Source organism: Streptomyces monashensis, from assembly GCF_001866665.1.
Taxonomy (GTDB): Bacteria; Actinomycetota; Actinomycetes; order Streptomycetales; family Streptomycetaceae; genus Streptomyces; species Streptomyces monashensis.
This window is the reverse complement of record NZ_MLYO01000090.1, coordinates 1-19,303: the sequence shown is the minus strand read 5'-3', so window position 1 is coordinate 19,303 and position 19,303 is coordinate 1. Positions and strand designations below refer to the sequence as shown.

At 68.2% G+C, this 19,303-nt stretch carries 23 protein-coding genes; 12 read left to right on the top strand and 11 right to left on the bottom strand.

Features of this window, described 5'->3' with window-relative positions:
• Positions 1–19 precede the first annotated feature (19 nt).
• Positions 20–913 carry a helix-turn-helix transcriptional regulator gene (locus BIV23_RS40795; protein WP_071386062.1) on the bottom strand — a complete coding sequence of 298 codons (894 nt, stop codon included), beginning with the start codon at positions 911–913 and terminating at the stop codon, positions 20–22.
• 84 nt (positions 914–997) lie between these two features.
• Between BIV23_RS40795 and BIV23_RS40790 the strand changes: the two genes are divergently transcribed.
• From BIV23_RS40790 to BIV23_RS52820, 3 genes are read left to right on the top strand one after another with little or no spacing between them, the layout of a single operon-like run.
• On the top strand, positions 998–1,591 hold the full coding sequence (locus tag BIV23_RS40790; protein ID WP_071386061.1) for a non-oxidative hydroxyarylic acid decarboxylases subunit B: 594 nt from the start codon (positions 998–1,000) through the stop codon (positions 1,589–1,591).
• 29 nt (positions 1,592–1,620) lie between these two features.
• Positions 1,621–3,048 carry a non-oxidative vanillic acid decarboxylases subunit C gene (vdcC, locus tag BIV23_RS40785; RefSeq protein WP_071386060.1) on the top strand — a complete coding sequence of 476 codons (1,428 nt, stop codon included), beginning with the start codon at positions 1,621–1,623 and terminating at the stop codon, positions 3,046–3,048.
• A 33-nt stretch (positions 3,049–3,081) separates the two neighbouring features.
• Entirely contained in the window at positions 3,082–3,333 is a 252-nt protein-coding gene (locus tag BIV23_RS52820) for a non-oxidative hydroxyarylic acid decarboxylases subunit D (RefSeq protein WP_079173732.1), read from the top strand.
• Here the strand turns inward: BIV23_RS52820 and BIV23_RS40780 are convergent.
• Together BIV23_RS40780 and BIV23_RS40775 are read right to left on the bottom strand one after the other, a co-directional pair.
• On the bottom strand, positions 3,240–4,217 hold the full coding sequence (locus tag BIV23_RS40780; protein ID WP_079173731.1) for an acyl-CoA thioester hydrolase/BAAT C-terminal domain-containing protein: 978 nt from the start codon (positions 4,215–4,217) through the stop codon (positions 3,240–3,242). The genes BIV23_RS52820 and BIV23_RS40780 overlap by 94 nt on opposite strands.
• A 373-nt stretch (positions 4,218–4,590) precedes the next feature.
• Positions 4,591–5,298, bottom strand: coding sequence for an NAD(P)-dependent oxidoreductase (locus BIV23_RS40775; RefSeq protein ID WP_071386059.1), 708 nt, complete (start codon positions 5,296–5,298; stop codon positions 4,591–4,593).
• Positions 5,299–5,412: 114 nt separating this feature from the next.
• Here BIV23_RS40775 and BIV23_RS40770 point away from each other — a divergent pair, with 114 nt between their 5' ends.
• Positions 5,413–6,129: a TetR/AcrR family transcriptional regulator gene (locus BIV23_RS40770; protein WP_071386058.1), complete on the top strand. Its 717-nt coding sequence runs from the start codon at positions 5,413–5,415 to the stop codon at positions 6,127–6,129.
• A 177-nt stretch (positions 6,130–6,306) separates the two neighbouring features.
• On the opposite strand, the gene BIV23_RS40765 is transcribed toward BIV23_RS40770, so the two are convergent.
• The 3 genes from BIV23_RS40765 to BIV23_RS40760 form a co-directional block, all read right to left on the bottom strand.
• Positions 6,307–6,843, bottom strand: coding sequence for an IS110 family transposase (locus BIV23_RS40765; protein WP_342746412.1), 537 nt, complete (start codon positions 6,841–6,843; stop codon positions 6,307–6,309).
• Positions 6,822–7,103 carry a hypothetical protein gene (locus tag BIV23_RS52815; RefSeq protein ID WP_245790894.1) on the bottom strand — a complete coding sequence of 94 codons (282 nt, stop codon included), beginning with the start codon at positions 7,101–7,103 and terminating at the stop codon, positions 6,822–6,824. The genes BIV23_RS40765 and BIV23_RS52815 overlap by 22 nt, the downstream gene beginning before the upstream one ends.
• A gap of 160 nt (positions 7,104–7,263) precedes the next feature.
• Positions 7,264–7,740, bottom strand: coding sequence for a MarR family winged helix-turn-helix transcriptional regulator (locus BIV23_RS40760; protein WP_071386057.1), 477 nt, complete (start codon positions 7,738–7,740; stop codon positions 7,264–7,266).
• Positions 7,741–7,787: 47 nt separating this feature from the next.
• Between BIV23_RS40760 and pip the strand changes: the two genes are divergently transcribed.
• Positions 7,788–8,765 (top strand): prolyl aminopeptidase, encoded by a 978-nt coding sequence (gene pip, locus BIV23_RS40755; RefSeq protein WP_071386056.1) that lies wholly within the window; start codon positions 7,788–7,790, stop codon positions 8,763–8,765.
• 27 nt (positions 8,766–8,792) lie between these two features.
• Here the strand turns inward: pip and BIV23_RS40750 are convergent, their stop codons facing one another.
• Complete coding sequence (locus tag BIV23_RS40750; protein WP_107471420.1) at positions 8,793–10,016, bottom strand: IS256 family transposase; 1,224 nt, start codon at positions 10,014–10,016, stop codon at positions 8,793–8,795.
• Between the two features lie 790 nt (positions 10,017–10,806).
• Between BIV23_RS40750 and BIV23_RS40745 the strand changes: the two genes are divergently transcribed.
• From BIV23_RS40745 to BIV23_RS40735, 3 genes are all read left to right on the top strand, one after another.
• The gene (locus tag BIV23_RS40745; RefSeq protein WP_071386054.1) at positions 10,807–10,995 is read left to right on the top strand and encodes a hypothetical protein; all 189 of its coding nucleotides are present in this window, start codon (positions 10,807–10,809) and stop codon (positions 10,993–10,995) included.
• Positions 10,992–11,606, top strand: coding sequence for a response regulator transcription factor (locus tag BIV23_RS40740; protein ID WP_071386053.1), 615 nt, complete (start codon positions 10,992–10,994; stop codon positions 11,604–11,606). The genes BIV23_RS40745 and BIV23_RS40740 overlap by 4 nt, the downstream gene beginning before the upstream one ends.
• A 61-nt stretch (positions 11,607–11,667) precedes the next feature.
• Positions 11,668–11,868 carry an SCO3870 family protein gene (locus BIV23_RS40735; protein ID WP_071386077.1) on the top strand — a complete coding sequence of 67 codons (201 nt, stop codon included), beginning with the start codon at positions 11,668–11,670 and terminating at the stop codon, positions 11,866–11,868.
• A gap of 24 nt (positions 11,869–11,892) precedes the next feature.
• Here BIV23_RS40735 and BIV23_RS40730 read toward each other — a convergent pair whose 3' ends face one another.
• Positions 11,893–12,567, bottom strand: a complete 675-nt coding sequence (locus tag BIV23_RS40730; RefSeq protein WP_143079223.1) for a hypothetical protein — start codon at positions 12,565–12,567, stop codon at positions 11,893–11,895.
• Between the two features lie 800 nt (positions 12,568–13,367).
• On the opposite strand from BIV23_RS40730, the gene BIV23_RS40725 reads away from it, so the two are divergent.
• Complete coding sequence (locus tag BIV23_RS40725; RefSeq protein WP_071386051.1) at positions 13,368–13,601, top strand: hypothetical protein; 234 nt, start codon at positions 13,368–13,370, stop codon at positions 13,599–13,601.
• A 307-nt stretch (positions 13,602–13,908) separates the two neighbouring features.
• On the opposite strand, the gene BIV23_RS40720 is transcribed toward BIV23_RS40725, so the two are convergent.
• On the bottom strand, positions 13,909–14,190 hold the full coding sequence (locus BIV23_RS40720; RefSeq protein WP_071386050.1) for a hypothetical protein: 282 nt from the start codon (positions 14,188–14,190) through the stop codon (positions 13,909–13,911).
• 978 nt (positions 14,191–15,168) lie between these two features.
• On the opposite strand from BIV23_RS40720, the gene BIV23_RS53725 reads away from it, so the two are divergent.
• The 3 genes from BIV23_RS53725 to BIV23_RS53420 all read left to right on the top strand — a co-directional run bounded on the left by BIV23_RS53725 (position 15,169) and on the right by BIV23_RS53420 (position 16,985).
• Positions 15,169–15,606, top strand: coding sequence for a hypothetical protein (locus BIV23_RS53725; RefSeq protein WP_177240219.1), 438 nt, complete (start codon positions 15,169–15,171; stop codon positions 15,604–15,606).
• A 293-nt stretch (positions 15,607–15,899) separates the two neighbouring features.
• Positions 15,900–16,409, top strand: coding sequence for a hypothetical protein (locus tag BIV23_RS40710; RefSeq protein ID WP_245790888.1), 510 nt, complete (start codon positions 15,900–15,902; stop codon positions 16,407–16,409).
• A 441-nt stretch (positions 16,410–16,850) separates the two neighbouring features.
• On the top strand, positions 16,851–16,985 hold the full coding sequence (locus BIV23_RS53420) for a hypothetical protein (RefSeq protein WP_281250206.1): 135 nt from the start codon (positions 16,851–16,853) through the stop codon (positions 16,983–16,985).
• 142 nt (positions 16,986–17,127) lie between these two features.
• On the opposite strand, the gene BIV23_RS40705 is transcribed toward BIV23_RS53420, so the two are convergent.
• The gene (locus BIV23_RS40705; protein ID WP_071386047.1) at positions 17,128–17,616 is read right to left on the bottom strand and encodes a hypothetical protein; all 489 of its coding nucleotides are present in this window, start codon (positions 17,614–17,616) and stop codon (positions 17,128–17,130) included.
• Positions 17,617–17,709: 93 nt separating this feature from the next.
• On the bottom strand, positions 17,710–18,741 hold the full coding sequence (locus BIV23_RS40700) for a NucA/NucB deoxyribonuclease domain-containing protein (protein ID WP_071386046.1): 1,032 nt from the start codon (positions 18,739–18,741) through the stop codon (positions 17,710–17,712).
• Positions 18,742–19,303: the final 562 nt, after the last annotated feature.

Below are 19,303 nucleotides of genomic sequence, written 5' to 3'. Positions count from 1 at the left end.
TTCTGCTCCACTCTGCGCATCACCTGAGGTCCGTACCGCCCCGGAACGCCCCCGGCGTCACGCCCGTCCGAAGCCGGAAGAATTTGGTGAAGTCGCTGGCGTCGACGAAGCCGAGGCGGTCCGCGACCTCTTTCGACGTCAGGCCGCTGTGCTGCAGCAGCCGCTTGGCCTCCAACAGCACCCGATCGTCGACGTACTGCTTGGCCGTGCGGCCCGTCGCGGCGGACGCCGCCCTGGTCAGCGTGCGCGGACTGTAACCGAGTGCCGCCGCGTAGTCCTCCACGCGGCGGGTTACCGCGTGGTCTCGCTCCACGGCCGCGTGGAAGCGGCGGAACACCTCGGACGAGGCGGCGGGCCGGGGAGCCGGACCGCGGGCCTGCGCGAGACGCATCACCAGGACGGACAGCAAGGCACGCAGCACCTCGGCGTGCGTCTGCAGCGGCAGCGAGGCCAGCTGTCCGTACTCGTACCTGAGATGGTCGAGGGCGCGGCGCACGCCCTCCGCGTCCGGGCCCTTGGGCGTGAGCGGCCGCTGCTCGTACGGCGGATCCATGTGCGCCGCCCTCACCGTCGCGGGTGGCAGGAACCCCGTCTCGAACAGCACGATCACCCCGTCCGCCGCCCTCAGGTCCGGGCCGAACCGCTGCACCTGCCCTGGCCGGATCCACAACCACGACCCCGGCTGCAATTCGTACTCGACGAAGTCCACCCCCATCAGCAACGGCCGGTCGCGGACGCCGATCAGCTGGTGGAAGGACGGCCGCAGCGGCGCGTACGGGTCGTTGCCGTGGCGGCGCGCCCTCTCGTACAGGGCGGAGAGCTCCATCACCTCGACCCCGGCCGGTGCGCCGACGGTCGGGGTGTAAGCCAGGTCCCTGACGTCAGGACGCCGATCCTGTCCGATTTTCCCCATCGCGAGTCCCGATCGTACCGCCGCCGCGGCTGGACCGCCTCCTAGCGTGAAAGCACAGGTCATCAACGTGTGAGGAGTAGTCCTGTGCGGTTGGTCGTGGGAATGACCGGGGCGACGGGCGCCCCGTTCGGTGTCCGGCTCCTGGAGTATCTGCGCGAGCTGCCGGACGTGGAGACGCATCTCGTCCTGTCCCGGTGGGCGCGCACGACGATCGGGCTGGAGACCGGCCTGTCCGTGGCGGAGGTTTCCGCGCTCGCGGACGTCACGCACCACCCCGACAACCAGGGCGCCAGCCTCTCCTCCGGCTCCTTCCGCACGGACGGCATGGTGATCGTGCCGTGTTCGATGAAGACCCTCGCCGGGATCAGGGCCGGATACGCGGAGGGCTTGGTCGCGCGCGCCGCCGATGTCGTACTGAAGGAGCGGCGCAGGCTCGTCCTCGTCCCGCGAGAGACCCCGCTGAGCGAGATCCATCTGCAGAACATGCTCGAACTCGTCCGTATGGGCGTGCAGTTGGTGCCGCCCATGCCCGCCTTCTACAACCACCCGCGCACCGTCGACGACATCGTCGACCACGTGGTGGCCCGGGTCCTCGACCAGTTCGAGCTACCTGCGCCCGCCGCCAAGCGCTGGGCCGGAATGAGCGCGGCCCGCGCCGCTTCCCGAGATGCCGCCTGAAATCCCATACCCCCGCAAAGGAGTTCCCCATGGCTTATGACGATCTGCGCAGCTTCCTCGACTCCTTGGACAAGGAGGGACAGCTGCTGCGCATCACCGACGAGGTGCTGCCCGAGCCCGATCTCGCGGCCGCCGCCAACGCGACGGGCCGCATCGGCGAGAACGCCCCCGCCCTCTACTTCGACAACGTCAAGGGCTTCACCGACGCCCGGATCGCGATGAACGTGCACGGCTCCTGGGCCAACCACGCGCTCGCGCTCGGGCTGCCGAGGAACACCCGGGTCAAGGAGCAGGTGGAGGAGTTCGCGCGTCGCTGGGACGCTTTCCCCGTCGCGCCCGAGCGCCGCGAGGACGCGCCCTGGCGCGAGAACACCCAGGAGGGCGACGACATCGACCTCTTTTCGGTGCTCCCGTTGTTCCGTCTCAACGACGGCGACGGCGGCTTCTACCTCGACAAGGCCGCCGTCGTCTCCCGCGACCCCGAGGATCCCGACCACTTCGGCAAGCAGAACGTCGGCACATACCGCATCCAGGTGATCGGCACCAACCGTCTCGCCTTCCAGCCGGTCCCCATGCACGACGTCGCCCAGCACCTGCGCAAGGCCGAGGAGAAGGGCGAGGACCTGCCCATCGCCATCACCCTCGGCAACGACCCGGTGATGGCGATCGTCGCCGGCATGCCGATGGCCTACGACCACAGCGAGTACGAGATGGCCGGCGCACTGCGCGGGGCGCCCGCCCCGATCGCCACCGCGCCGCTCACCGGCTTCGACGTGCCGTGGGGGAGCGAGGTCGTCATCGAAGGCGTCATCGAGTCGCGCAAGCGGCAGATCGAGGGCCCCTTCGGCGAGTTCACCGGCCACTACTCGGGCGGGCGCCGCATGCCCGTCATCCGCGTCGACCGCGTCTCGTTCCGTACGAACCCGGTCTTCGAATCGCTTTACCTCGGCATGCCGTGGACCGAGTGCGACTACCTCGTCGGCCCCAACACATGCGTGCCGCTGCTCAAGCAGCTGCGCGCCGAGTTCCCCGAGGTGAAGGCCGTCAACGCCATGTACACGCACGGCCTGATGGTCATCATCTCCACTGCCAAGCGGTACGGCGGCTTCGCCAAGGCCGTCGGCATGCGCGCCATGACAACACCGCACGGACTCGGTTACGTGTCCCAGGTGATCCTCGTGGACGAGGACGTGGACCCCTTCAACCTGCCGCAGGTCATGTGGGCGATGTCGGCCAAGGTCAACCCGAAGGACGACGTCGTCGTCATCCCCAACCTGTCCGTCCTGGAGCTGGCCCCGGCGGCCCAGCCCGCCGGCATCACCAGCAAGATGATCATCGATGCAACAACACCGGTCTCGCCGGACGTCCGCGGCAACTTCTCCACGCCAGCCAAGGACCTGCCGGAGACCGCACAGTGGGCGGCCCGGCTGCAGAGCATGATCGCAGACCGAGCCTGAACGACCTCCCCGATCTCTTGAAAGGTCACCCCCATGAGCAATCTGCCTGTTGAGTGCCCCCGCTGTGCCTTCGAGACGGCCGCTCGGCTCGCCACCTCACCCGTCCCCGGAGTCTGGGACGTGCTCCAATGCGGCCGCTGCCTTTACACCTGGCGTACGACCGAGCCCGCCCGCCGTACGCGGCGCGACGCCTACCCCGAGAACTTCAAGCTGACGCCGGCCGACATCGCGAACGCGATCGAGGTGCCGGAGGTGCCGCCCCTTCTCATTGAACCGAAACGGTAGGTGTTCTTGGGCCGTCGGGCCCTGACGGCCCAAGCAGGACCGAGCAGGTTGAGGATGGACGCCCAGGCAGCCTTGCCGAGCAAAGCATCGGCGTCCGCTGATCCTCCATACAGAAAGGTTTCCGAAGGCGCGGCCGGGCTCTCGCCGGGGAAACGCGGCCGGTGTCCGGCATCCTCACGGACCACAACGCGGACCTGGGCGCCTGCCTGGTGACGTCGCGCTGCCAACTGCTCGGCATACCGCAGCGACGGCCACATCGCGTCGTCCCCGCCGGCGACAAGCAACACATCAGCGCGTGCCTTCTCCACAGGAATCGCCGCAGCATCCAGATGCCGGGCGAAGGTCTCCTCGCTCAGTTCGTACCAGCCGCGGATCGCCACCGGACCGTCTCCCTGCTGGGCGGGCTTCCAGGAATCATCCATCGGGACGAACGGCAGCGGACACCCGCGCCAACTCCACGAAGAGCGATACGGGTGGGACTGACCATCGCGTCCTGGCCCGACGTTGCACCAGGCCAGCGAAGTCGGTGCCAGGGCGACCACTACATCGACGCGCGGCTCGTGCACCGCGGTCAGCAGCGCAGCCTCGGCTCCCTTGGACAAGCCGAGCAGACCAACGCGCTCCGCCCCGCGCGACCTGAGCAGGTCCACCGCGGCGACGAATGTCTCCAACGGCACCTCGCAGATCCCCTTCGGCTGTCCGAGGCCGCCGAACCAGCGGATCGCCAGGGCAAGGAAGCCCTGCTCGGCGAGCAGCCGGGCGCGTTGCCGGTCCACCCGACCGCTCGACCCCGCCAGCACGACGACCCCCGTGCCTGCAGCCGCGGTCGGCTCCAGCAGCACCGCCTCCCAAGGGGCCGTCAGCTCATGCTCGATGACCGTCATCACCTGTCCCCTCCCAAGCCAACCGCGATCCCGATCCCGAGCACTCTCTTGCGCGTGATCGGGCCCAATGGCACGGGAGGCGCCGAACAAGCACTCAACATCACGCTGATCGCTCCCCAGCACTCCCCACTCCGTTGGACAGCGAACGAACTGAGGCGAGCAGCATCTCTGGTCGTTTTCGAGGCTCTGGCCGCGGTTGCGTGATGGCTACGGCCAAGTGCGGATCTGCCCGCGCAGTTGGACTGGCAGCACCTCTCTGGGGCCATGTCCGGGCAGGCAACGCCGGAAGGCGAGCCGGGTCGGCTCAGACGGACGTTGCGCTGGCCCGTGGGGGAGTTCATGAGGTCCCCCACGGGGACGCGGGCTGTGGCTTTCAGTAGCCGATGGTGAAGCGGCGCTGCACGAAGCGCGGCAGTTCCGCCTCATCGATCAAGGCGATGGCCGCGTCCTGCACCGAGATGCGGCTGCGGCCGTCAGCGTCCAGGACCGGCTGGTCGCCGCCGATTCGGAAGCGGCCGGTGCGCTCGCCTGGGCCGATCTCCTCCGCTGGGCTGAAGTAGGTCCACAGTCGGTTCGAGGTCCGCAGGACGGTCAGGGCGTCGCGGTGACCGCGTACCGCTGCGGCGTATTCGCGGGGCAGCCCAAGCTGGTCGAGGGCGGCGTGCAGCAGCTCGTCGGAGTCTGCTCGCACCACTCCCGGTTCGATTTCGAGGCTGCCGGCGCCGCCGATCACGATGAGCCGGGTCTGTGGGCGGCTCTCCAGAGCCTTCAACAGGGCCCGCGCCGCCGTCGCATAGACGGTCGGGTCGGCGATCGAGCGCCGGACGGTGTCCGCGAAGTCCTTGGCGGCATTGCCCGGCTGGAATGCGCTGATCAGGACGTCGAGTCCGGGCAGGACGCCGGCGATGCTCTTCGGGTCCAGGATGTCGACGCTGGTCCAGGTGATGTTGTCGCGACGCTCCTCGCGCTGGGCCTGAACGGCGTCCCGACTGAACGCCTTGACGGTGTGGCCGCGGTCGAGGGCCTCGGTGACGACCCGGCTGCCGATGGTACCCGTGGCTCCGATGACTCCGATGTGCATGGTTCTCCCTGTGCAGTCGAAGTGGGACGCCACTGATGGTGACGCCGTGCAGAAACTATACGCCGTGAAGTTTCTGTACTGAGCTAAGTAAGTCGACGCTGTAGAGTGCGCGTTGTGACAGTCACGGGCAGCAGGGGAAGGCGCGAGCGGCTACGGGTCGAGACCACGGCCGAAATCAAGAAGGTGGCGCTGGCGTTGATGGCCTCGGGTGGGCCGGACGCCATCACCCTGCGGGCCATCGCCCGCGAGATGGGCATGACCGCCAACGCCATCTACGGGTACTTCCCGACCAGGGACGACCTGGTCACCACGCTGATCAACGACGTGTACACCGCCTTGGCCGACGCTGTGGACGCGGCCTGGGAAGCCACGTCCGCCGCGGATCCCGCTGTCCGGATCGAGGCATGGGCCAACGCCTTCCGGACCTGGGCCCTGGTCAACCCCCAGGGGTTCCGCCTTATCTACGGCGATCCCGTGCCCGGCTACCAGGCCCCCGAGGGAGGCCCCGCCCCGGATGCCGCACGCCGGGTCTGCACCGGGCTCACCGCCCTCGCGGCAGCCGCCTGGCCCCATGCCCGGAACCTTTACCATGACAGCATCTTCGACTGGTCCGACTTCGACCCTGGGCTCCTCGAGAAGGTGCGTCCCGCCTTCCCCGACCTGCCGCCCGCAGCCGTCGCCCTCGCCCTGCGCATCTGGGGGCACCTGCATGGACTGGTGTCACTGGAGGTCTACGGCCACATGCGCACCCAGACCACCAGCCCGGAGAAGCTCTTCCAGGAGGAACTCGCCCAGCTCACACAGACGTTGGGCATCCCGCGTCGGCGCTGAGCGTCCCAAGCGCCGACAGGCCCTTTGAACTGCGGAATTGGGCAAGCCCCAAAGCGGGGGGATGGAGACGTTCGCGGCTCTGCCCGCAAGTTCCGTGAACGCCGAGCACGATCGATGCTTACGCCCGCGGGCTCGCCGAGTACCTCCTGATGTGCGAGCGGGAGGACGTCGACCCGGTCACCGCGAACAGTGCCCATATCGCCGTCTGTGTACGGGAGTTGACCTCGCGGCCGCATCGTCGGGGTGCGAACGTGATCTCGATCGACTCTGGGGCGGGGATGCCGGCAGCTGCTGGATGGCCCGGTAGCCGGTGTGGTCGCGAAGCCGTTCCGCGATGCGGCCGTTGAACAGGGTTTCCTCGGCATCGAGTCCGTCGATCAGTTTGAGTAGCGATGCGACGCGTTGGGCATACGGGCCGGCCGGCGCGGTCTGCTTCAGTCGGGCTCGGCCGTCGATGCCGAACAGGTCGGACGCCGGGATCGGTACGCCGGCCTTGGCCGGCACGGCGTGCACCTGGGACTTCAGCCCGGAGCGCAGCGCGACGAGCTTGGCCCGGTAGCGCACCAGTTCGCGCAGCTCACGGACCTGCGGTGGCGCGATCCAGGCTTCCGGCAGCCGGCCCATCCGCAGCAGGTCGGCCAAGTCCGCGGCGTCGCGGATGTCGTTCTTCACGCGCCGGTAGGCGAAGCCTTTCACGCGCAGCGGGTGGGCCAGGTGGACGCGTGCTCCGGCGGCTTGCAGGACGTCGGCCGCCCAGTACCAGCCGTAGGTGGGGCTTCCCGCACCACGTCGGGATCGGGCCCGGCCTGCTCGATCCGCAGACCGAGTGCCACCGGATCGTTGAGGATGCATACCGCGCTCAGTGGGACGCCGTCGTCGGTCTGACGCACGGTCACTGACCGCCTGCGGTGCAGGTCGACACCGACGTGCTGGTGTCCGTCGTACTCGCTCGCCTGGGGCTCCTTCGCCGTCACGGGCTTCGCCCCTTCATCGCATCAAGACCTGTGGATGGGTTGACTCGGATGTCTTGGCGTGCTGCTGTTCGGCGGGGACCACGAGGGAGTCAGTAGCCGAGCCATCGGCACGGCTGTTGCCGCGCGTATGGCTCGCAGGTGGGAGGGCTCTGGCGGACGCCTAGCGCTGATAAACCGCCGCGATCCGTTCCCGGAACGGGCGGCGGCGTACCGCCTGCGCCACTTCGGTCAGCAGGTTCGCCAGCGGCATGGAAAGTTCCGCGTCCAGTTCCGCCATCGCAGCCACCGTCGCGTCCCACTCCGCTTGGATCTGCGGCAGCAGGGCGTGGGCCTTGGGGGTGAGCTCGATCAGACGGCGGCGGGCGTCTTGTGGATCGGAGGCATGGGTGACCAGGCCCGCGCGGGCCATCTGGGCCGCCGTCTGACTTGCGGCCGAGTGCGTGACGCCGACTGCCGCTGCCAGGTCGCGGACCGACAGCGGGCCTTCGGCCAGCAGCGCGCGTACGACCGGGGAGAAGCGGGGGCGGTACTCGAACAGGCCCCGCTCCTGGTAGACCTTGGCCACGTCCGCGTCGAGCAGTTCCAGTACGTGGCGGAGCAGCGTGCCGACAGCGGCCGGATCCGGATGATTCCTCACCCCTGTTAATCTAACAGCACTGTCATACCTCAGGGAGAGCGTCTCACATGACCGGGCTCTATCCTTCCGTCGAGCCGTACGAGCACGGCATGCTGGACGTCGGCGACGGCAACCGCGTGTACTGGGAGACCTGCGGAAATCCGGGGGGCAAGCCCGCCCTCGTCCTGCACGGCGGGCCGGGGTCCGGCGCAGGGCCGTTCTGGCGCCAGTTGTTCGACGCCTCGGCGTACCGCATCGTGCTGTTCGACCAGCGCGGGTGCGGTCGCAGCACCCCGGACGCGGCCGATCCGCAGACCTCGCTCGCCGCCAATACCACCCCGCACCTGATAGCCGACATCGAACTTCTGCGCCGGCGCCTCGGCATCGACGCCTGGCTGGTCATCGGCGGCTCCTGGGGCGTGACCCTGGCGCTGGCCTATGCCGAGCAACACCCCGGACGCGTATCGGAGCTGGTGCTGTTCAGCGTCACCAGCACCACCCGCCGTGAGGTGGAGTGGGTTACCCGGGACATGGGGCGGATCTTCCCCGAGGAATGGGAGAGGTTCCGCGATGCCGTACCGGAACAGGAGCGGGATGGCAGCCTGGTGGAGGCATACGCCCGGATGCTCGCCGATCCCGATCCCGCCGTACGGGAGCGCGCGGCGCGGGAATGGTGCCGGTGGGAGGACGTGCACGTGTCCGTCCACCGGGGACACCGGCCCGATCCTCGTTACGAGGACCCGCACTTCCGGATGCGCTTCGCCCGCCTCGTCACGCACTACTGGCGGCACGCCGGTTTTCTGGAGGACGAGGCGTTGCTGCGCGATGCCGGCAAGCTCACCGGCATCCCCGGCGTGATGGTTCACGGGCGGATGGATATCAGCGGCCCCCCGGACATCGCATGGCACCTGGCCCAGGTGTGGCCGGACGCGGAGCTTGTGCTGATCGGCGACGAGGGGCACGGGCTGTCGGGGGACGCCACGATTGACGCCATCGTCGCGGCCACGGACCGGTTCGCCGGTCTAGGAAGAGATGGCCGTCCGTGACCTGAGCTCATCGGCTCAGCCCAGAGTTTACGCCGCCATGGTCTCTGGTCGTTCGACGAGGTGGCCGTTTTCGAACCGGGCTCCAGCACGGACGAGAGGAACCAAGTGGGCTCCGGTGATCGCCCGCCAGCGGGCCTGGGCGGATTCGACGAGCTTGAACACCATGGCCAGGGCCGCGGCCGGGCTGCCTGCGCCTCGGGTGACCTTGGTCCGGAGCTTGACGGTGGAGAAGGTCGACTCGATGGGATTCGTGGTCCGCAGGTGGACCCAGTGCTCGGCCGGGAAGTCGTAGAACGCGAGCAGCTCGTCCCGGTCGTCGGTGATCTTCGCGACGGCCTTGGGCCATTTCGTGCCGTAAGTGCGGGAGAACGCCTCGATCGCCTTCTCGGCGTGGGCCCTGTCCTCTGCGTTGTAGATCTCCTGCATTGCCTTCGTCGCGCCCGGCTGCGCGGACTTCGGAAGGCAGTTCGTCACATTACGTGCTTTATGGACCCAGCAGCGCTGGTGCCGAGCAGTCGGGAACACCTCGATCAGGGCTTTCCACAGGCCCATCGCACCGTCGCCGATGACGAGCTCGGGGTCGCGCATGCCGCGGCGGCGGCAGTCGCGCAGCAGGTCGGCCCACGACTCGGTGGACTCCCGCAGCCCCTCTGCCAGCGCGATCAGCTCCTTGGTGCCGTCCAGGCGGACGCCGAGGAGGACCAGCACGCACGAGTGCGCCTGGCCGAGCCGCACCTTCGGGTGGACCCCGTCGGCCCACACATAGACGAAGTCGCGGTCGGACAGGTCCCTGTCCTGGAAGGCGGCGTGGTCGTCGCTCCACTGCTTCGTCAGCCGGGTCACCGTCGCGGCCGACAGTCCGGCCGTGCCGCCGAGGAACTGCTCCAGCGCGGGCACGAAGTCTCCGGACGACAGTCCGTGCAGGTAGAGCAGCGGCAGCACCTCCGAGATCTTCGGTGACTTACGGCACCACGGCGCAATGATCTTGGAGGAGAACCGCTTGCGCTCGCCGGTGGCCTCATCGACGCGGCGGTCGTTGACGCGCGGCGCGGTGACCTCGACCGGCCCGGCCGCGGTGACGACTGTCCGGGGCCGGTGGTAGCCGTTGCGTACGACCAGGCGCCGTCCGCGCTCGTCGGTCTCGGCAGCCAACTCGACTATGTACTGGTTGACTTCCGCCTCCAGCGCGGCGACCAGCATCCGGCGGGCGCCCTCGCGGACGATCTCGTCGATCAGGGAGCCGGACGCGATACTGCCTCGGCGTTCACTACGCTCAGCACGGGCGTGCCTTCCCGACCCGCGCTGCGAACGCGGGCCTACTCGGAGACCTTCAAGGGATCATCGGGAAGGTACGCCCACCGCGTTCCTCCCGGCACCGATCCACAGGTTCCGAGCATTGCTCCTTACCCTCCGGCGGCCCCTCCATGCCGCGGGGGCGGGACTTCACCCGTAAAGGTGAAGGCAACCGACGAGGTCGCCGCCCTCCTTGTATCTGTCTGCCTGGCTGACCGGCTCTCAGCGTCGGAATGGCGTTGCGAAGGTCGTCCGCAGGAGGAAGCTGCGATTCGCGTGGGGATGCCAGCCCCCAGTGGCGTCCGCGTACGGCCGCGGTGTCGGAGACGCTGGTGGGTTGGTCGCCTGTAGGCGTGGAACGGCGGCAGGCAGAAGGCGAAGTCGAAGCCGCGGCCCGTCCGTAGGGTGCGTCGGGAGGGGCGCGAGTCGATGGGCCTGGGGGCCGCGATCGGCGCGCTGGTGACCGAGCGACATGGCCGCGGCCACTGCTACAGCGTTCTCGAACCCGCTGAGCCAAGTGCGACATGATGTGTCTCGAGAAGCGCGACCTGCCGGGCAGGGCGACGGGTCGGTTCCTGACACGACGGACCGGCCACCACTGACATATGTCACATGATTCCATGATGATGTGCCCTGTCTGAGGGTCAACTCCCCGGAGATGCTGGACACATGAGGACGGAGAAACGTCCTCCGGCAATGGGACGGGAAACGGTGTGCGGTGCAGGTACGAGCAGCGAAGGAACGTGTAGTGCTGTCGGTCGAGAACGGCGGGGCCATGACGGCGGAGCGCGGAAGCGGCTCGGGGTGCGCGGGACTGTGCGGGCGACTGGCGTCAGTGGACGGGGCGACGCTGGAGGCGGGAGTGGCCGGGAAGAGCGCGTTTGTGCTGGTGGCGGGGGTACCGCCGGCAGCGGCGACGAACGAGGTGATGCCGTGACGGCGCCGGTGCGGCTGCTGTTGGCCGACGATGAGCACCTCGTCCGGGGAGCCCTCGCTGCGCTCTTGTCCTTGCAGGACGATCTGACCGTCGTCGCCGAGGCCGCGACCGGACCGGAGGCGTTGGCGATGGCACGGGCGCACGAACCCGACGTGGCTGCCATCGATCTGCAGATGCCCGGTGCGGACGGAGTGCGGGTCGCCAGGTCCCTCCAGGCCGAGCAGCCGGGCTGCAAGGTGTTGATGGTGACCAGCCATGGTCGGCCCGGGCACCTGAAGTGGGCGCGTGCGGCGGGCGTGCGCGAGTTCGTCCCGAAGACCGTCAGTGCGCAGCGCTTCGCCGAGATCATCCGCACCGTTCATGCCGGAAACTGCTATGTCGACCTCGAGTTGGCCGCCGATGCCATCTCCGCGGGCGACTCACCGCTGACCGGACGGGAGGCGCAGGTGCTGGAACTCGCTGCCGACGGAGCTTCCGTCACGGAGATCGCCGAGTGGGCCGCTCTGCCACCAAGGACTGTGCGCAGTTACCTGTCGTGGGCCGTCTCCAAGGTCGGAGGGGTGAACCGGCGTGCGGCGGTACGGCTCGCGCGCGAGAAGGGCTGGGTGTAGCCGAGGAGTGTCTCAGTTCGCCAAGGCGGTTCAGCAGCAGATCACAGTGGAGGAGGTACTCATGAAGAAGGTCCCGTTCGGTTCCCTGGCCGCATCGATCGCGGCGCTTGGGACGGTGCTCGGTTTCCTCGCGCTCCAGCTTCGTGCGGATGGCTATGAGCCGTACGTCGACTCTGTGGCCACGGCTAGCGTGGTGATGTATGTGACCTCGGCCCTGATTGTGGGGACGTGGGTTCGTGCCCGTCGGCTGCACTCGGACTGATGATGATCGGGCTCTGGACGGCCGCTATTCGGCGATTCCGGCGGCCCGCAGGCTCTCCAGGTCCTTGAGCACGTCCTTGAAGTACTTCGAGCGGGTCGGAGCCACGACTACCACCGTCGGGTACGGGGACGTGCGGGCCTTGGTGAGGTAGGAGCGCGCGCGGGGGGAGAAGGCCTGGGAGTCCGCCGTCTCGGCCCGGTCTCGGTGGAGGAGGAACTGGGTCTGGGGGTCGCGGCGGACGAGATGGCCGGGAATGCCGGAGAACTCGGCATCGGAGAACTTCGCGGCGGTGATGTCCAGTGCCCAGTCGACTGCGGCGTAGAAGCGCTCCGCGCCGTCCCGGAAGGCTTCCTCGACCGCCTCCGGGAGGGAGTAGTGGGCTGGTCGCACCATCAGCTGCGGGATGCGCCCGGAGAGCGTGACGTGCCGGAAGACGCAGGCAGACGGCAGTAGCCGGTGGCCGGAGGCGAGGTTGTGCACCGAGACGTCGCTGAACTGCACGCCGTGCAGTACGCCGCCGGCCCGGCAGTCACGCAGGGAGAGATCGTGCACTCTCAGCCCGAACTCCGGGTCCTCGTACTGGGCCAGGGCTCCGCCCTGGACGGTGCAACGGACGAGATCGGCGCCGCCCAGCGAGCGCGGTGAGCCGATCAGCTTCGTATGCGGAAACACCTTGTCCGTAAAAACCGTGCGTGTCATGGCTCCACCCCTCTGCCACCTGTACGCCTGATCGCCGGTGCCACCGTACGCAGCGGGTCTGACACCGGTGCTCCGCTGCGCGGCCAATCCTGGGCGTTCAGCAGGCCGCGCATGGCCCTCATGGGCGGCGGCCAAGTCTGCCATCAACGAGGCCCCCGCGAGACCGCCGTCCCCACCGCGGCACCTCGCGCTGCGAAGCGGGCGGCGTAGGCTTCCAGCGGGCCTGGAGCAGGCGGACACGGCAGACGACGGGTCATCACAAGCCCCCAGGCGGCGCATCGATGTTCCTCTGCAACCGGCCTACTGCGGTCCTGACCCGCCGTCAACAGACCACCCCTAGCGAAGCCCGGGGCGGCCGCAGACCTCCGAGCCCCGCCGCCCCGCCACTCACCTACGGAAGGACCACTGTCCCCCCACCAGACCGTCACCACCACGAGCGCCCGCTCGCCGATCGTCGCGTTGTGCGGGGTGACCCGGCACTGGGGCGCCCTCGCCGAAGCCAGCCTCTACGAAACGACCGCCGGCCGCGCACCCGCTGTGGGAGGACCGCGACCGGGCCGACCGGCTCAAGCTGCAACTGGACGAACTACACCGCCAAAGGATCCACCTGGCCGACGAGGTTCTCATCCGAGTGGTTCCTGTGTCTGCCGCGATGTGATGTTTCGGGGTGCCGGGCAGCGGACGGGCGGTGGCGGAGACATGGGGGTGTAGGTCCCTGATTATTGCAGATTGTGCAGATATGCTCACACTATGTAATCAGTCCGGGTGTTCCGCCTGGGTAACGAAAACGAGGTCTGTTCATGCTGAAGTTCACGCGCGTTGCGGTGGTGGCGGCGGCGTTTGCGGGGCTGTCCGCTCTCGGGGTCGGGGTCAGCTTCGCCGGCGGCGGTGAGGGTGCGGCTCCGCAGATCACCGCTGCGGCCAACTCGTCGGCGGCCGCCGTGGCCACGGGCGCCGATTTCTACGCCCCGCTGGAGCGGCACGGGCACAGCGAGCCCGAGCAGGAGGACGGCCAGCACCACGGCGGCGAGTAGAGACGCGCCGAGCGCTATCGGGGCAGCAGTAATCCCTGGTGCCCAGCCTGTGGTTGGGCACCAGGGATTTTCGTTTCGCGCTCCGGGCTGCACGAGTGGTTGCAGCCCATGGGGTGGGCCCCAGAGCGACTGCTGTGCTCCTGGGGCCACAGTTCGGCAGGTTGCCGTCCAGGGGCGACAACCTGCTGGCCTTTGCCGGGGACGTCGGGCGTGTGTCGTGCGACGGGCAGTTGCTGTTCCGCCTGGTACGGACTTCCTCGCCGTCTCCGCTCCCGCTTCGTCGGTGTGGGTGTCGCCGGGCAGGACCTCAGAAGGCGCTGTTGTTGCAGCCCGCGGTCGAGCCCATGCTGGTGGCCTGGGCGCCGGGGTTGCCCTCACCGTTGAGGGCGTTGCCCAGTGCCCCGTTGATGAGGCCGACCTCGCCCAGGACGTCGGCGTTCAGGTCGTGCGACCTGCACTGGGAGCTCTGCTTGATGGCGAACGAGTCCCCGTGCCCGCCGCCTTCGCCGCCGGCGTAGGCCGTGCCGCTGACGAGGCCGATGCTGCCGAGTGCGGCGACGAGGACAGCAACGTTGCGAAGCTTGCGCATGTCATCTCCGTGGAGTGAGTGGATGCGATCTGTGGCAGATCGACTTTTTACAGTTACGTGAGATTAGTGTAAATTCCGCCCAAATTGGGCGGTGGCGCGCCGTCGTCGTCATCACGCGGGGACAGCCCGTCCTGAGGGTGCGTTTCTCGGTGCGTGACTGCCGCCCGTGCTCCCTGCGCCAGGCCTACGTCAACTCGCCTACGCCGGGACGGCAGTTGTCGCGACAGCGGGGTCAACACCACTGTCGCCGGCCTCGAAGGCGGCGCCCGCTTCTGGCGGCAGTTCCCCGCCGGCGACCGCCACGCCCCCGCCTGCTACTCCCTGTTCCTCTATCACCGCATCCGTGGGGAACAGCACGCCGCCGACTTCTACCAGCGCCAGGCCCACCTGGAGCCCTCGCCGCACACCGACACCATCACCGTCGTCGGCACCTCCCCCCCGAAGAGGTCAGCTTCGACGACAGCCTCTCCACCGTCCTGCGCACCCTCAGCACACTCTCCGCCGCCCCCGGCTCCCGCCCCGACGTCGCCACCGCATCGACGCCGTGACCAACTACGTGGCCGACACTGTCACCCGCCACTACACCGCCGCCCCACCGCTGAGCTCCCTATCCCCGAGCCCCTCTTCGCTGACCGCGTCGAATGGCTACTGACCGCCACGCTGCCGTGGAGCAGGCGTGCGAGGCCGCCTCGCGTTCCCGAACCAGCGCTGCCTGTCCGCCGACCCGCCCGCTCACCTCGTGACCACGTGGCGACGAGCAGCAGGGAGTGCGCACCCACCGCCTGAGACCGGCCGACGCACCCAGGGTGCGCGTAGAGAGCGAAGGCGCGCCCTCATCACCCCCGCACGCCACGCACCCGGGCCGTCGTCCTCAACCCGCGCCGAGAACCGGCGCCCTCGTCCTCACGCACTTCGAGCTACAGGCCTCCACGTCGGCCGTCGGTGAGCCCTTGTTGTCGAGAGCGAGACCTGTGACTGGTGAGGTTGGCCGAGGTAACAGCTGATCTGTTGACAGAAGTCCCGCAGTTCGGTGGTCGGTTTCTGGTACCAGCGTTCCGGTCCGTTGAACACCTCGGCGTTGCTCCCGGACGGAACGCTGCGTACCCACCGTTCGAGTTCTCCGCACGGAACGAGAAAGAGTCCGTGTACTGCGGCGTGCTTCAGCAGGCGCTCTGCGGCGGCGTACACGTCGCCGTCGAGAGCCTTGAGCCCGCTCTTCTTCAGGGAGCTCTTCGCCTGGAGCGCACCGGGAACCGGTCCAAGGGTGACCAGAGTCCGGATCAGTGGGCGCCGCCGAACAAGGACTACTGGTGCACGTATGCGCGGGCCTGGACCGACGTGAAGTACGGGTACGGGCTGAGCATCACGGCCCCGGAGAAGAACAAGCTCGTGGAGATGCTCAACACCTGCGACTGAGCCCCTTGCGGCGGCAGCGCCCCGCACGCCGGCGTCGGTGACCGGGAGAGTGCAGCGCGCCCTGCTCCCGCGACGATTGGAGCGGGGGCGCACAGCTTTCTGGGTGGCGTTGCGGGGATGGCCCTGCGGATTTTGTGTAAACGTGAACTGTATTTTCGCTCAGGCCGGTCTAGGTCAGGCAAAGGGTCTACCCGCATAGAGGGCTCCGCTGATGTCATGCACGCGTCCGCCCGGAATCCCTGCCGGGCATCCCCACCGGGAGATTCCCCATGTCCCGTATATCGCGTCCCCTCGTGACCACTGTGTCGGCCTTCGCGCTTGCCGCTGCGGGCCTGACGGTCACCATGGGCACCGCCCACGCCGCCGGCTGCAGCCAGTCCTATCTCCCCCTGCCCGACTCCAGTTGCACGCCCGGCGCCCTCAACCCGGACGTCACGCAGGACACCATCGACTCGACCATCTGCGTCTCCGGCTGGACTTCGACCGTCCGGCCCCCGAGTTCGTACACCACCGCGCTGAAGAAGCGGCAGATCGCGGAGTACGGCTACTCGGACACGAGCCTTTCCGACTACGAGGAGGACCACTTCGTCCCGCTCGAACTCGGCGGCAGCCCGACCAGTGAGCAGAACCTGTGGCCCGAGCCCCGCTACGACACGGGCACCGGCTACACCTCCGCGGACAAGGACACCGTCGAGAACAAGCTCAAGACGGCCGTCTGCGCCGGCGAGGTGAACCTCTCCGACGCGCAGAACGCCATCATGACCGACTGGACGACCGCTCTGTCCAACCTCGGCCTGAGCTGACCCCGCTCCAGAAAGGAGGCGGGGCCCTCCGTGCGGGCGGATCCCGCCCCCTTTCGGCGCTCGCGGCCAACGGACGAGCCGCGGTGTGGCCATCGTGCACGGCCGGATGGAGGCGGAAACGTGAACGGCCGCCCAGGGCTTGCCCATCCGCCCGGACGTCCGCTGCGCCACGACGACCGCGTCCTGGCACGGTGGATGTAAGGCGGCACAACCAGATGCGCTCGCTGGCACGATGGCCTTGTGGTTGACCTGGAGCGCAGCAAAGTAGCCCGTGCCGTACTTCCGAGCACTCGATGAGGGCGCCACCGTACCGCACCCCCTCCGGCCGGCCGGCACTCCTCAGACCAGCCACCGTGCACCAGGGGCAGGCCACTGCCCTGACCGGGCGAACAAGGCCAGGCCGCCCGCCTCCCGTGGTCCTGGCCGCTCGTTGGGGCGTGCGTGGATGCTCACCATGACGGCGCCAAGCCCTGCGCGCCCCAGCCCAAGGCGTGGCGGTCGGTGATGGTCGCCATCTTGGTGGCCACCGTGATCTTCGCGGTGGTGTCGACGGCCGTGCCCCGCCTTGCCGGATGAGCGTCTATGAGCTGTTCGGGGACCGTGTCTGACCGGTGATCTCACTTTCGCAGGCCCGGAGCTGCGCCCATTCGCGGCTGATGCGCAGGGTCGTCGTACAGGTCGGTGGTTGCCGCGAGCCAACGCGTTGCGGGAGGTGGGCTCAATCCGGCGGGGTCATCAGCCGGATCACTGGTTGCTGACCGGCGATCCATGCCTGGATCAGGTGTTCCTCGCCCGCACCGCTGAGCCTTCGGTAGACGCGCAGCCGCCACCACGTGTCCACGCCGCCGGGGCACTCCAGCGCGTTGAAGTCGCAGCAGTCGCCGCCCGGGTCGCAGGCTGCGATGAGGATCTGGTCCGGGCTGGCGGGGTCCGCGTCAGGTCGCGGAGATGCCAGCAGGGAGAATTCATGACCGTCCTGCCACCCGTCGAGGTCCGGCGCGGGCGGGGCGCCGGGGCGCTCCAACGTCAGCTTCACCGTGGTGTATTCCAGGCGGGTGGGGACCATCACCGTGCGCGAGTCGGGGAAGACGCACAGGCCCTCCCCGCTCCACTCCTGCTCCAGCAGGATGTTCTCGTCGTATGTCCTGCCCCACACGAAGTAGCACGGGGTGTCGATGTCCAGCTCGTTGATCTCCCGGGATGCCATGCCGGTGTGCCGCCCTTCTTCCTTGATCCGGCGGACGTGGGGCGGCGCCCGTTCCCCGGAACCGGGAACGGGTGCCGCCCCTGTGGGATGCCGCTAGGCGAAGACGTTCACATAGAACGGGTCGCCGGGCAGGATCCGGTTCGTTCTGTAGAAGGTGCCCAGAAATCCGCCCTGTTTCCTCTGCTCGGACGAGGGCACCCACGCGATGCCCCGGTTGGGCGGCGAGTAGAATGTACCGCCCTCCGCCACCGAGGCGAACGGGTACTCATCGCACTCCAGCCCCGGCTTCGGCGGCGTCAGCCTGCCGCACACCTGCGACCGGTTGATGTCCTTCTGCTCATCCGTGGTGCGGTGCAGTGGTACCCCGTAGCCAGGACGCCCCGGGTGCTCACTGCTTCGCTGGACCGCTTGGATGTTCTCCCTGATCCCGGGCAGCAGGTACATCTTGGACGCGAAGAAATTGCTCTGGTCGGTGGCCGCGTGGAATGGGAAGGCGCACCCGGGAACCCTGTAGCGCCTGGGCTTCTTGGGGGGTTTGGGATTGCTCCAGAACTGGTCGTCGCAGCGCCATTCGGGCCCGGTGTAGCCGAGATCGATGGGGTCGTCGAATCCGGGAGGCGGCGGCCCGGCCAGGATGTAGTGCGTGGCGTCCCAGACGACCTGCCTCTCGCTGACCGCCGAGGAGTACTGGATGGTTCCGCTGACGGGCTTGGTGGCACTCAGTGTGAACGGCCCGCCGATCCCGCCCGTGATCGTCCCATGCGTGTTGGGCTTGGTGATCGCCACCAGTGACAGAGAGATCGGTGTCGTCCGGGCCTCCCCGTACAGGTTCGCCGCAGAAACGCTGAAGCTCTCGGACCACTTAAGACCATCGAGGTCGAGCCTCGTCACGCTCTTGGTGGTGAAGACGGCCTCGCCGACGGGAAAGGGAATGCCGTCCACGATCTTGATCAGCCCGATCGTGTAGCGCTCGGTGTCGCAGGCCGTGGAGCGGATCGTCTGGTTGGGCTGGAACAGCCACCACGGGTTGTAGCACCCGGTCGGGTCCGAGAATCCGGGCCGCGCATCAGCCTTGGCCGCACCCTTCGGGGCCTTCCCTGCCCACGTCGAGGGGACCTTTGTCACCTTGACGGATATCTCACGCCTGACGGTGTGCGCAGGGCGGGCCGAAGCGGCCCCGGCTGTACCTCCGACCAATACGAGCGCCGCAACCCCCGCGGCAGCGGCGCGCGTGAATCTGTGTCTTAACACCATGCCCCTTCTCCCCTTCGAAAGATCCGCCCCTTGTGAATTGGGCTGGCCTTGCGCAGCAGCAAGACCAGGCTGCCGAGTCGGCTTGGTGAAGTCCCGTTCCCAGACGAGCCCGCACACCGCTCTCAGACGTTGCGTGTCAGGGGCAGAACTTCGCAGGTGACGCTGGTGAGCAGGGGGCGGTTTGCGTTCGAACGGCAATCTAGGACCGTCAACGCATCGTGTGGAGTGGCTAGTTGCACAGTGAAGAGGGGGTTCCGGTGCCGCAGTGCACAGCGAGCCGGAATGCGCATGTGGGGCTGTCGCGCCGAGCCGCCGACGGTACGACGCCAGGGGTCAACAGTGCCTGCCCGGCACTGATCTGGGCTTCAGCGTCTGGGGCTTGACCCCTGATCTTGGACACACGAGACACTAGTAGATTGTCGCGGCTTAATTT

Excerpts from the sequence above, each read along its gene's own strand:
- BIV23_RS40705 (WP_071386047.1), bottom strand. The coding sequence starts at position 17,616 with ATGGCATCCCGGGAGATCAACGAGCTGGACATCGACACCCCGTGCTAC.
- vdcC (WP_071386060.1), top strand. The coding sequence starts at position 1,621 with ATGGCTTATGACGATCTGCGCAGCTTCCTCGACTCCTTGGACAAGGAG.
- BIV23_RS40780 (WP_079173731.1), bottom strand. The coding sequence starts at position 4,217 with ATGACGGTCATCGAGCATGAGCTGACGGCCCCTTGGGAGGCGGTGCTG.
- pip (WP_071386056.1), top strand. The coding sequence starts at position 7,788 with ATGACCGGGCTCTATCCTTCCGTCGAGCCGTACGAGCACGGCATGCTG.
- BIV23_RS40775 (WP_071386059.1), bottom strand. The coding sequence starts at position 5,298 with ATGCACATCGGAGTCATCGGAGCCACGGGTACCATCGGCAGCCGGGTC.
- BIV23_RS40735 (WP_071386077.1), top strand. The coding sequence starts at position 11,668 with ATGAAGAAGGTCCCGTTCGGTTCCCTGGCCGCATCGATCGCGGCGCTT.
- BIV23_RS52820 (WP_079173732.1), top strand. The coding sequence starts at position 3,082 with ATGAGCAATCTGCCTGTTGAGTGCCCCCGCTGTGCCTTCGAGACGGCC.
- BIV23_RS40795 (WP_071386062.1), bottom strand. The coding sequence starts at position 913 with ATGGGGAAAATCGGACAGGATCGGCGTCCTGACGTCAGGGACCTGGCT.
- BIV23_RS40730 (WP_143079223.1), bottom strand. The coding sequence starts at position 12,567 with ATGACACGCACGGTTTTTACGGACAAGGTGTTTCCGCATACGAAGCTG.
- BIV23_RS40725 (WP_071386051.1), top strand. The coding sequence starts at position 13,368 with ATGCTGAAGTTCACGCGCGTTGCGGTGGTGGCGGCGGCGTTTGCGGGG.
- BIV23_RS40720 (WP_071386050.1), bottom strand. The coding sequence starts at position 14,190 with ATGCGCAAGCTTCGCAACGTTGCTGTCCTCGTCGCCGCACTCGGCAGC.